The following is an 11,266-nucleotide window of genomic DNA, read 5'->3' on the forward strand; positions in this document are numbered from 1 at the left end:
CGCTAACGTAAAGGAGAAATGCGATGGCTGGAGTGGATGGGGCCTATGATTGCGTGGCGAAGACGCCGATGGGCGATCAGAACGGCGTGCTGACCGTCATCAGTTCGGGCGACGGCTTCCACGGGACCTTTGCCGGCATGATGGGCTCGCTCGACGTGGCCGAGGGCAAGATCGACGGGAACAGGCTGACGTGGAAGATGAACATGACCCTCCCCATGCCGATGACGCTGGAATGCGAGGCTGAAGTGAGCGGGGATGCGATCACCGGGACGATGCAGCTTGGGGCCTTTGGCGCCGCGGGCTTTTCGGGCACGCGCCGGGGCTGACAGGGTTCGATTGGATCAGGGGAGGGGGCTGGGAGCGAAGAGTTCCCGGTCCCTTTTTAATGAATCTCTTGACCAAAGAAATTAGTTAGCTATCTAAGAAATATGTCCCGATCCGAGCTGAAACGCGCCCTTGCGCATAAAATGCCTCAGGTGGTGCGTCAGTGGCGGCAATTGGCCGATCTGGCGCTGGCCGAATTCGGGGTGTCGAACAGCGCGGGCTGGTGCCTGATCTATCTCGATCGGCTGGGGCCGGACGCGCGGCAGACCGATCTGGCCGAGGAACTGGGCATCACCCAGCCTTCGCTCGTTCGGACGCTGGACCAGTTGCAGGCAGCGGGGCTTGTCGAGCGGGTACCCAACCCCGATGACCGGAGGTCCAACAAGGTCGCCTTCACGCCCGAGGGGCAGGAACTGGTGGGCCAGATTGAAGCCAAGCTGGGGAATTTGCGGCGGGAACTGCTGGACGACGTTCCCGACGCCGCCATAGAGATCACCGTCAATCTGCTGCGATTGCTGGACCGCCGGATGAGCGAGCGGAGGGGCCAATGCTGAGATGAGAGTGCTGCCATGACCGCCTTTGGCGAGCGCATCGGCTGGCCCGCGGCGCTTTTTTCCCTGAAATGCTTCGCGGCGGCGATGCTGGCGCTGTTCATTGCGCTCAGCATTGGGTTGGAGCGGCCCTATTGGGCGTTCCTGACCAGCTATATCGTTGCCCAGCCATTGGCGGGCGCGGTGATTTCCAAGGCGGTGTTCCGCGTCATCGGCACGCTGACCGGCGCGATCTTTTCGGTCGCCATCGTGCCGCCGTTGGTCAATGCGCCCGAACTGCTGTCGCTTGCCATGGCGCTGTGGATGGCCGGCTGCGTGTTCGTGTCACTGCTCGACCGCACGCCGCGTTCCTATATGTTCGTGCTGGCGGGGTATAGCGCCTGTCTGATCGTCTTTCCCGATGTCGACACGCCCCAGACCATCTTCACGGTGGCGATGCTGCGCGTGCAGGAAATCACCATCGGCATTTTGTGCGGCAGCCTGATCCATGGCGTCGTTTTCCCCGGTTCCATCACCAATCTGCTGCTGGCGCGGGTGGAGGCGATGCTGCGCGATGCCGAACGCTGGTCGCATGACGCCATCGCGCTGGAGCCGGTCGAGGGGCTGGAGCAGGAACGCCGCCGCCTGGCGCAGGATATCACCGAATTGCATCAGATGTCGGTGCATCTGCCCTTCGACATTTCCCGTCTCGCCCCGCGCGTCCGCACCGTGCGCGCCATGCAGGACCAGCTTTCCCTGCTGTTGCCGCTTGGCGCCGCGGTGGAGGACAGGCTGGCGATGCTCAGCGCCGCGAGCGGCGGCAATGTCCCTTCGGATGTGGCCGCGCTGATCGCCGATGCGCGCGCCTGGATCGTCCATCCCGGCGAGGGCCATTCCGGCGAGGATCGGGCGGAACGCACCGAAGGGGCGAATGCGCTGATCGGCCGCTGTGCCGCGCTGGAGCCTTTGGCCCGAGCGGAGATGGGGTGGGCCGACATGATGCGGCTCAGCCTGTTCGCGCGGCTGGCGGCGCTGATCGCGGCGCATCGCGATTGCCGCGACCTTAATGATCAGATGGCGACGCACAGCCGCCAGCCGGTCACTGCCCGCGTGGCCGAACTGCTGGAGGGACGCCGCAATCGGGAATTGCACAGGGATCATGCCGCGGCGCTGCGCGGGGCGTTCGGCGCGTTCGTCACCGTGGCGCTGGGCTGCGCGCTGTGGATCGGCAGCGGCTGGAAGGATGGCGGCAGCGCGGTGATGCTGGCCGGCGTGTTCCTGTCGCTGTTCGCCGCGTCGGACAATCCGCTGGCGCCGCTCAAGGGCTTCATGATCGGCACCATTGCCGCGTCGCTGCTGGGGGCGGTCTATGGCTATGCCATCATGCCGCGGCTGGATGGGTTCGCCATGCTGGCGGCGGCCTATGCGCCGATGCTGCTGCTGCTGGGCACGATGATGGCATCGCCGCGCTGGGCGGGAATCGCGTTGCCCACCCTCCTGGGGCTGGGCAGCCCGGTGCTGCTGTCGAGCCGCTATACCAATGCCTTTTCGAGCTATGCGAACGGCACGGTGGCGCAGATGGTCGGCATCTGGTTCGCGATCGTCATGGCCGGGCTGTTGCAATCGGCGGGCGTGGAGCGGGCGATCCGGCGCACGGTGCGCGCGGGCTGGAACGACATCGCCAATCGCGCCACGCTGATGTCGCCGCCGGACGTGCGCGGCTGGATCAATCGCATGCTCGACCGCATCGCGCTGCTGGCGCCGCGCCTGGCGGCGACGCGCGGCGACAGCGGGCAGCTGCTTTACGACGCGTTGCGCGACCTGCGCACCGGGGTCGCGATCGGCGAGCTGCGTCAGTTGCGGCTTGACCTGTCCGCCAGCGAAGCCGCGCCGCTGACCGATGTGCTGACGGGCGTCAGCGCGCATTATCGCGGGCGGGACCCGGATACGCCGGGGCCCGCGCCGCTGGCCCTGCTGGCCGATATCGACGGCGCCATCAGCGACCTGTCGCGCAATCCCGATGCCATGATCCGGCGGGGGGCCATCCTTGCGCTGGTCAGCCTGCGCCGCAGTCTTTTCCCCCAGAGTGACGGGTATCGGAGGCCCCCCATGACCGGACAGCCCGCATGACCGGCGAACTTGCCTTGGGCGGCGTGTATGTGCCGACCCTTTTGTTGCTGGCGCTGGTCGCGCTGATCCTGAGCTGGGGCGTCACCCGGCTGATCGGCGCCTTCGGCCTCTATCGCTTCCTCGCCTATCGGGCGGCGGTCGACCTCAGCATCTTCGTGTTGATGCTGGGCGCGCTCGCCATCCTCGTGCCCACTCTGGGAATCCGTCTATGAACCGCCTTTCCGCTACGCTGGTCCCCCCTGCCCTGATCAGGAGCGCCGCCACCATCGTCATCGTCATTGCCGCCGTGCTGGTGGCCGCGTGGATGTGGAATCATTATGAACGCAGCCCCTGGACGCGCGACGGGCGGGTGCGCGCCGACGTGGTGCGGGTGACGCCGGATATCAGCGGGCTGGTGACGTCGGTGGCGGTGCATGACAATCAGGCGGTGAGGGCGGGCGACCTGCTGTTCGTGATCGACCGGCCCCGCTATGCGCTGGCGCTGGAACAGGCGCAGGCGCAGATCGCTTCGGCCCGGGCGACGCTGGGGCAGGCACGGCGGGAGGCGGCGCGCGATCTGGCGCTTGGCGATCTGGTCGCGGCGGAATCCCATGAGCAGAATGTCGCGCGCGTGGCGACGGCGGAAGCCGCGCTGGCCGAGGCGATGAGCGCGCGGGATGCCGCCGCGCTCAATCTCCAGCGGACGCAGGTGGTGGCGTCGGTCAATGGCGTGGTGACCAATCTGGACCTGCATCCGGGCGATTATGTCGGCGCGGGGCGGCAGGCCATGGCGCTGATCGACCGCGACAGCCTGCGCGTCGAGGGCTATTTCGAGGAAACCAAGCTGCCTTTGGTCTGCATCGGCGCGCCGGTGACGGTGCGGCTGATGGGCGAGGCGCAGGACCTGCGCGGGCGGGTGGACAGCATCGCCTATGGCATCAATGATTCGAGCCGGACCGACAGCGGCAATCTGCTGCCGACGGTGGAACCGACCTTTTCCTGGGTGCGGCTGGCCCAGCGCATTCCGGTGCGGGTGAAGCTGACCAAGGTGCCCGCCGGGATGAAGCTGATTGCAGGGCGCACCGCGACGGTGACGATCGAGCCGGCGAGGAAGAATGCGAAGCCGGGGGAATGCCGCCATGCGTAAGTCGCTTTGGACGCCCTTGCTCGCTTTGGCGCTGGCCGCCTGCGCAACGGCGGGGCCGGATTACCGGCCGCCGGAAAAATCGGCGGCGACGACGCCCGGCGCGCGGGGGGCTTTCTTTTCGGCGCAGGGGACGGCGCTCAGCGATGCCGAGCTGCCCGATCACTGGTGGCGGCTCTATGACGACCCGAAGCTGGACGCGCTCGTCGAGCAGGCGCTGGCCGCCAATACCGACCTGCGCGTGGCGGAGGCCCATCTGACGGCAGCGCAGGCTGTGCTGCGCGAGGTGGAGGCCGGGCGTATTGTTGGCACGGCGGTCGGCGGCGGCGCGGCATTGGCGCGGCCGTCCGGTACGGGTGAGAGCCTGCCGGGCGTGGTCGGCTATGATCTGGGGCTGAGCGCGTCCTATCCGCTCGATCTCAACGGCCGGATCAAGCGGGCGATAGAGGCTGGCGCGGCAGATGTCGAAACGGTGGCGGCGGCGCGGGATCATGTGCGCGTCGGCGTCGCGGCGGCGACGGCCGGGGCCTATGCGCAGGTCTGTGCCGCCAATTATTCGCTGGGGGTCAATCGCCGGGTGGTGGCCGTGCAGCGCGAGACGCTGGCTGCGACGCGGCGGCTGTTCAAGGGCGGGCGCGGCACGGCGTTCGACGTCAGCCGGGCGCAGGCGGCCGTGGATGCCAGCGAGGCGAGTCTTCCGGCTTTTGATGCGCAGCGGCGGTCGGCGCTCTATCTGCTGGCGACCTTATCGGGACGGGCGCCGGCGGACTATCCCAGGGATGTCGAGGGCTGCGCGGTTCTTCCGGCCTTGCGCGCGCCTTTGCCGGTGGGGGATGGCGCGGCGCTGATCCGGCGGCGGCCCGATATCCGGCAGGCGGAACGCAGCATCGCCGCCGATACCGCGCGGGTCGGGGTGGCGACGGCGGACCTTTATCCGCAGATCAGCATTGGCGGGTCGCTGGGGCTGTCCGGGCCGCTGAAGGGCTTCGGGTCGGGAACGGGTTTCGGCATGAGCCTTGGGCCGTTGCTGAGCTGGAGCTTCCCCAACCGGCCGGTGGTGAAGGCGCGGATCGCGCAGGCCGATGCGCGGGTGCAGGCCGATCTGGCGAGCTTTGACGGGGCGGTGCTGGAGGCGCTGCGGCAAACGGAGACGGCGCTGGAAACCTATCGGCGGCATGCCGAGCAGACGGCGGCGCTGGATCGGGCGCGGGATAGCGCGGGTTTGTCGGCGGGCCAGGCGGGCAAGCTGTTCCGCTTTGGACGGGGGGATTTCCTGTCGCTGCTGGATGCGCAGCGGTCCCTGGCGAGCGCGGAAGCGTCCGCCGCGGCGGCGCGAGTGCAGTTGGTGCAGGATCAGATTGCGATCTTCCTCGCCCTGGGAGGTGGCTGGTCTGCGCCGTAGCCGGCCCATATTGCGGGATCACATCCCCCGCTTTGGCCCGTTTGCCGGCTGGAAAGAAAAGGCCCGCCGATCGGGCGATCGACGGGCGATGAAGCATTGGCGCGACTCAATAAGGCGTCAATATTGGACGGTGACCGTCACCGCGCGGCGATTCTGCGCCCAGGCAGTCTCGTCCGAACCCAAGGCGGCGGGGCGTTCCTTGCCATAGCTGACCGTGGTGATGCGGCTGGGGTCGATCCCCAGCGAGGCGAGATAGTTCTTCGCCGCATTGGCGCGGCGCTCGCCCAGCGCGATGTTGTAGTCGCGGGTGCCGCGCTCGTCGCAATGGCCCTCGATCGTCACGCGGACATTGGGGTTTTGCTGCAACCAGGCGGCCTGGCTTTGCAGGATCTGCTGGTCCTGCGCGTCGACATCATATTGGTCGGTGGCGAAGAGGATGCGGTCCGACGACACCGAAGCGACGAAGTCCTCCTGACTGCCCTTGACCGGGCCGGAAGGGGTGGCCGGACCGCTGGTCTGGGTGGAGGTATCGGCGGGCGCGGGCGGCAGTTCCTTGGGCGCCTTTTTGGAACAGGCGGCCAGGGCCACGATGGCGGCGGCCATCAGCAGGGGGCGGGACAGTTTCATCGGGTTGCTCCTCAATATTCCATGAAGTCGTTACGCAGTCAGGCCGTTTCGGTTCCGTTTTCGATGCCGATCAGGGCAGCAACGGACCCCAGGCCGGGTCAGAACCGCTGAGCGGGGTCGGAATCCGCCGCTCGTTCACGCCGGTCAGATCGACCTGCCACACCTGGCTGTTGCCGTCGCGTCCCGGCGTTGTGCGGAAAAATTGCAGCACGCGGCCATTGGGCGACCAGCTGGGCTGCTCATCCTGCCAGCCATTGGTCAGGATGCGCTCATTGTCGCCCGTGGGGGTCATGACCGCGATCTTGAAGTCGCCCGAAATCTTGGTGAACGCGATCAGATCGCCGCGCGGGCTCCATTCCGGCGTCGCATAGCGGCCGCCGCCATGGCTGATGCGGCGCTGGCCCGAACCGTCGCTGTTCATCACATAGACCTGCTGGCTGCCCGAACGGTCGCTTTCGAACACGATCTGGCGGCCGTCCGGCGAATAGCTGCCGCCCACGTCAATGCCCGGCGCCGTGGTCAGGCGCTGCGGCGCGCCGCCGGTGGCCGGGACGCGGTAGACATCGGTATTGCCCGCAATCGCCATGGAGAAGAGGATGTTGCGGCCATCGGGTGACCAGCGCGGCGCGAAGGTCGGGTTGTTGCTTTCCGTCACCAGCCGCTGGCGGCCCGTGCCGATGTCGTAAATGTAGATGCGAACCCGGTTGTTCAGGTAGCTCACATAGACGATCGATTTGTAATCGGGCGAGAAGCGGGGGGTCAGGGCGATCGACTGGCCATTGGTGATGAAGCGGTGGTTGGCGCCGTCCGAATCCATGATGGCGAGGCGCTTGGTGCGGTTCCCCTTGGGACCGCTCTCGGCAATGTAGGCGATGCGGCTGTCGAAGAAGGGACTTTCGCCCGACAGGCGCGCATAGATGGCATCGGCGCATTTATGGGCGGCCCGGCGCCAGTCGCGCGGACTGACGACATAGCCCTGACGGGTGAGTTCCTGCTTCAGCGCCACGTCATAGAGGTAACAGCCCACGGTGATATCGGCCTCGCCCCCGGTCGTGCGCACGAAGCCCTGCACCAGCGCCTGATAGGCGCCCCATTTGTCATAAGCGGGGCTGGTGACTTCCGAAAAGGCGATGGTCGGGATGCCGCCGGGACCGGAAGGATCGAACAGGCCGGAGCCTTTGAGGTCGGACGCGATCACCTCCGCGATCTTGCGCCCCAGCTCGGTCGAGGAACCGGCGGGGGTGGAGACTTCGGCCTGCGGCGGGAGCGCGGGCACGACGATCTTGAGATTGGAGGAGGATTCGTCGGTCACATCGACGCTCAGCTGCGCCAGGGTGGCCGGCGCGAACGCCAGCAGCAGCGCCCCCAGGGTGGCCCCAAATGCGGCCCGGGCCTTTCCTGTCCTGAAGGGTGGGGTCATTGCGATAGCCTCTTGTCGAAGGAGATGCGGAGGGATTTCCAGCCATCATAGAGATCGGGCGGGAGCCTGAAGGGCGCGGCCAGGCGGATCGCCTTGACCGCCAGTTCCTGATGCAGCGTCACCTGCGCGCGGTTGCTGGCGGTGATGCCGGTGGTGTTGACGACCTGCGGCTGACCTGCGAGCGAGCCGTCGCGGGCAAGCTGAACGTCGACGAAGGTGCGCAGCTGTTCGATATCCGCGCCGCTTGGCGACTTCCAATAGGGTTTGAGCTGGCGGCGGATTTCCGCATCCAGCGCGGCCTTCTGCGCCGGTCCCATGGCAGCGGCGGGCGGTGGCGCGGGCTTGCGCGGCGCGTCATCCTCCGCGTTGATGCCCTTGAGGAAATCCTTGCCCAGCAGCGAGCCTTTCGGCTTGTCCGCCTTGCCTTGGCCCGAAGCGCGCGCATTGGGTGCCGGCTTGGCCGCGGGTTTTTGCGACGTCTTGGCCGGGGCGGCAGCAGTAGGCTTGGCCGGGGCGGGCTTTTCCGCCGTTGGTTTCGGCTTGGGCTTGGCGGCAGGCACGTCCTTCTTCGGCGGCGCAGGCGCAGGTTTGGGCGGTGTCGGCTTCGCCACCGGCTTGGGTGGCGCGGGTTTGGGCGGCGGTGGAGCAGGAGTCGGCTTCGGCTCGGGCGGGGGCGCGGGTTCAGGTTCCGGCGCGGGCGCGGCATCCTCGGTCGGGCCTTGTTCGGGCGCGACGCTGGGGGGCGGGGGCTGGGTCGATAGCTGCGGGGCCGTCGATTTCAGCGCCACCTCATCCACCAGGCTGACGTCCATCGGCGGCGAATTGAGCTTGAGCGGGTTGGGGGTAGCCAGAAAACCGGTCGACAGCAGGCCGAACAGCAGGACATGTCCCGCCGTCGCCACGCCAAGCCCAATTTTCTCCGCGCGATCCATTGCCAAAACCTATGGCCCCTATTCTGAACCGCGACTGACGGCGGGGCTTTCGGTTCCGGTGCTGACCAGCGCGACCTTGTTCAGGCCCGCCCGGTTCAACTCGCCCATGACCAGCATCACCCGGCCATAGTCCAGCCCCTTGTCGGCGCGCAGGAAAATCTGCGGCGGTTCGGCCTTGCCGGCATTGGCGGACATGATCTCGGCCAGCCTGCCGGGCAGTTCGGCATCGCTGATCTGCGCATCGTCGATGAAGACGCCGCCATCGCGGTCGATCGACACGACGGTCGGTTTCTGGTCCTGATCCAGCCCCTTGGCGCGGGTTTCGGGCAGGTTCACCGGCACGCCCGTCACCAGCAAAGGCGCGGTCACCATGAAGATGATCAGCAGCACCAGCATGACGTCAACCAGCGGCGTGACGTTGATGTCCGCCATCGGCGCGCGATGACGCCCGCGACGGCCGGAAGGAGGGCCGGACATCGCCATCAGCGTTGCCCTCCATTGACCATCATCCCCGTCACCGCTGCGCCTCCAGTTCCCGGCTCAGCGTCGAATAGAAGCCGTCGGCAAAGCGCGTCAGCCCCGATTCCATGCGGTTGATGCCATGGCTGAAGCGGTTATAGGCAATCACCGCCGGGATCGCCGCGAACAGGCCGATGGCGGTGGCGAACAAGGCTTCCGCAATGCCCGGCGCCACGACCGCGAGCGAACTGTTCTGCTCGGCGGCGATCGAGGTAAAGGCGCGCATGATGCCCCAGACCGTGCCGAACAGCCCGACGAACGGCGCGACCGATCCGATGGTGGCCAGGATGTTCAGCCGGTCCGAAAGCCGGTCGACCTCCGCCGCGATGGTGCTGGACATGGTGGTGGACAGGCGGTCGCGGGTGCCGTCGCGGTCGATCACCTTCTGCGCGGTCGAGCGGCGCCATTCGGTGACGCCCGCCGCCATCACCCGGGCAGCGGGAAATTCGGCCTTGCCGCGCGCTTCATAGAAACGGTCGATATCCTCCGCCTTCCAGAAATCCTGTTCGAAGGCGTGGCTATGCCTGCTCGCCTTGCGCAAGGTGAAACTGAAACCGATGATCATCGCCCAGGTCCAGATGCTGGCCAGCAGCAGGCCCAGCATCACCACCTTCACGACGATGTCGGCCTGAAGAAACAGGTTCAGTGGCGAAATGGTGGCGGCTTGGGCGGCACTGCCGACTGCAAGGCCAACGTCGGGCATCGAAAGGCTCATGGGTTGATGTCTTCCCCTCTCATCAAACGGCTGAAAATGTCGATCCAGGGCTTGGGTTGCCGACGGGGGCGGCCCTGGGGCGTCAGAAAGGCGACCTTGATATCGCCATTCACGAATATTTCCGCATCGCGCATGACCGTCTGATGAATGGAGCATGAAGCCGCGCCGACTTTCGTCACGCGGCTCACCACCATCAGCTCATCGTCCAGCTTCGCCGGGCGGCGATAATGCAGTTGCAGGTCGGTGACGGCATAGACGCCCTCGCCTTCCTCCAGCGTGCCGCGCTGGTCGATCCCGGCGATGCGCAGCATGTCCGACCGCGCCCGTTCCATATAGCGCAGATAATTGGCGTGATAGACGAGGCCCGAAAGATCGGTATCCTCGAAATAGACGCGCAGCGGGAAGTGATGCACGGCGGCAATGAACCTTCCGGTCGCCGGCGCGGGCAGCAGGTCTGAAACGGACATGCCGGGGCTTTTAACCATCTAGCAGGCGCGGCGCAAAGCCGGAAATGACGGAAAGAAAAGCGTTCCGCCGCCGGCCCGGGGCTTTCCGTCCTGTCAAAGCGCACTGGCGGCCCGGCTGTCATGGCGCTACGGGGGCAGGCAAAGGGCGATTCAGTGCAGGAGGGTTCCAGGAATGACGGAAATTCGGACCGTGGGCGTGATCGGCGCGGGCCAAATGGGCGTGGGCATCGCGCAGGTGGCGGCGCAGGCTGGTTATGAGGTGATCCTGTCGGACATCGACCTGCCCCGCGCGCAAAAGGGCCGGGACGGCATCATCCGCCAGCTCGCAAGGGCGGTGGAAAAGGGCAAGCTGGCCCAAGCGGACGCGGATGCCGCCATCGCCCGGATCACGCCGGTGGGCGAAATCGCGCCGCTCTCCGCCTGTCAGCTGGTGATCGAGGCCGCGACCGAGCGGGAAGAGATCAAGCGCGCCATCTTCGGCAATGTCGGCGCGCTGCTGGCGCCGGATGCGATCCTGGCGTCCAACACCTCCTCCATCCCGATCACCCGGCTGGCGCAGGCGGCGCCGGACGCGGGCCGTTTCGTCGGCGTGCATTTCTTCAATCCGGTGCCGCTCATGGCGCTGGTCGAGGTCATTCGCGGCCTCGCCACCAGTGCTGAAACCGTGGCGGCGGTGGAGGGTTTTGCCGCCAGCCTCGGCAAGCAGGTGGTGCACGCCTTCGACGCGCCGGGCTTCGTGGTGAACCGCATCCTGCTGCCGATGCTCAATGAAGCGATCTTCGCGCTGGGCGAAGGCGTCGGCAGCGTGGTCGATATCGACAAGGGCGTGATGCTGGGCCTCAACCATCCGATGGGTCCGCTGACGCTGGCGGATTTCGTCGGTCTGGATACCTGCCTGGAAATCTGCAAGGTGCTTCAGGGCACCACCGGCGATCCCAAATATCGCCCCGCGCCGCTGCTGGTGAAATATGTCGAGGCGGGTTGGCTGGGACGCAAGACCGGCAAAGGCTTCTACGACTATTCCGGCGCGGAGCCGGTGCCGACGCGGTAAAAGTCAGTTACGTGCTCCTGCGAAGG

General features: G+C 66.7%; 13 protein-coding genes. 7 read left to right on the top strand and 6 right to left on the bottom strand.

Annotated elements, in window-relative coordinates; all coding sequences use genetic code 11:
- Positions 1 to 23: 23 nt before the first annotated feature.
- The 6 genes from RUH75_RS08060 (at position 24) to RUH75_RS08085 (ending at position 5,509) form a co-directional block, all read left to right on the top strand.
- Positions 24 to 326 (top strand): hypothetical protein, encoded by a 303-nt coding sequence (locus tag RUH75_RS08060; protein ID WP_313804155.1) that lies wholly within the window; start codon positions 24 to 26, stop codon positions 324 to 326.
- A gap of 102 nt (positions 327 to 428) precedes the next feature.
- Positions 429 to 878 carry a MarR family transcriptional regulator gene (locus RUH75_RS08065; protein WP_313804158.1) on the top strand — a complete coding sequence of 150 codons (450 nt, stop codon included), beginning with the start codon at positions 429 to 431 and terminating at the stop codon, positions 876 to 878.
- A 15-nt stretch (positions 879 to 893) separates the two neighbouring features.
- A complete protein-coding gene (locus RUH75_RS08070; RefSeq protein ID WP_313804161.1) occupies positions 894 to 2,984 on the top strand; it encodes an FUSC family protein in 2,091 nt (696 codons plus the stop codon).
- Entirely contained in the window at positions 2,981 to 3,196 is a 216-nt protein-coding gene (locus RUH75_RS08075; RefSeq protein WP_313804164.1) for a DUF1656 domain-containing protein, read from the top strand. Before RUH75_RS08070 ends, RUH75_RS08075 begins: the two co-directional genes overlap by 4 nt.
- On the top strand, positions 3,193 to 4,110 hold the full coding sequence (locus tag RUH75_RS08080; RefSeq protein ID WP_313804167.1) for an efflux RND transporter periplasmic adaptor subunit: 918 nt from the start codon (positions 3,193 to 3,195) through the stop codon (positions 4,108 to 4,110). Before RUH75_RS08075 ends, RUH75_RS08080 begins: the two co-directional genes overlap by 4 nt.
- A complete protein-coding gene (locus RUH75_RS08085) occupies positions 4,103 to 5,509 on the top strand; it encodes an efflux transporter outer membrane subunit (RefSeq protein WP_313804170.1) in 1,407 nt (468 codons plus the stop codon). Before RUH75_RS08080 ends, RUH75_RS08085 begins: the two co-directional genes overlap by 8 nt.
- A 117-nt stretch (positions 5,510 to 5,626) precedes the next feature.
- Here the strand turns inward: RUH75_RS08085 and pal are convergent, their stop codons facing one another.
- The 6 genes from pal to RUH75_RS08115 all read right to left on the bottom strand — a co-directional run bounded on the left by pal (position 5,627) and on the right by RUH75_RS08115 (position 10,189).
- The gene (gene pal, locus RUH75_RS08090; RefSeq protein WP_313804173.1) at positions 5,627 to 6,136 is read right to left on the bottom strand and encodes a peptidoglycan-associated lipoprotein Pal; all 510 of its coding nucleotides are present in this window, start codon (positions 6,134 to 6,136) and stop codon (positions 5,627 to 5,629) included.
- Positions 6,137 to 6,206: 70 nt separating this feature from the next.
- Positions 6,207 to 7,556 (bottom strand): Tol-Pal system beta propeller repeat protein TolB, encoded by a 1,350-nt coding sequence (gene tolB, locus RUH75_RS08095; RefSeq protein ID WP_313804176.1) that lies wholly within the window; start codon positions 7,554 to 7,556, stop codon positions 6,207 to 6,209.
- A complete protein-coding gene (locus RUH75_RS08100) occupies positions 7,553 to 8,488 on the bottom strand; it encodes a cell envelope biogenesis protein TolA (RefSeq protein ID WP_313804200.1) in 936 nt (311 codons plus the stop codon). The genes tolB and RUH75_RS08100 overlap by 4 nt, the downstream gene beginning before the upstream one ends.
- 18 nt (positions 8,489 to 8,506) lie before the next feature.
- A complete protein-coding gene (gene tolR / locus RUH75_RS08105; protein ID WP_313804179.1) occupies positions 8,507 to 8,971 on the bottom strand; it encodes a protein TolR in 465 nt (154 codons plus the stop codon).
- A gap of 31 nt (positions 8,972 to 9,002) precedes the next feature.
- A complete protein-coding gene (gene tolQ / locus RUH75_RS08110) occupies positions 9,003 to 9,722 on the bottom strand; it encodes a protein TolQ (RefSeq protein ID WP_313804182.1) in 720 nt (239 codons plus the stop codon).
- Positions 9,719 to 10,189 (bottom strand): YbgC/FadM family acyl-CoA thioesterase, encoded by a 471-nt coding sequence (locus tag RUH75_RS08115; protein ID WP_313804185.1) that lies wholly within the window; start codon positions 10,187 to 10,189, stop codon positions 9,719 to 9,721. Before RUH75_RS08115 ends, tolQ begins: the two co-directional genes overlap by 4 nt.
- Before the next feature lie 172 nt (positions 10,190 to 10,361).
- On the opposite strand from RUH75_RS08115, the gene RUH75_RS08120 reads away from it, so the two are divergent.
- On the top strand, positions 10,362 to 11,240 hold the full coding sequence (locus tag RUH75_RS08120) for a 3-hydroxybutyryl-CoA dehydrogenase (protein WP_313804188.1): 879 nt from the start codon (positions 10,362 to 10,364) through the stop codon (positions 11,238 to 11,240).
- Positions 11,241 to 11,266 lie beyond the last annotated feature (26 nt).

It is taken from the genome of Sphingobium sp., assembly GCF_032153725.1.
Lineage (GTDB): Bacteria > Pseudomonadota > Alphaproteobacteria > Sphingomonadales > Sphingomonadaceae > Sphingobium.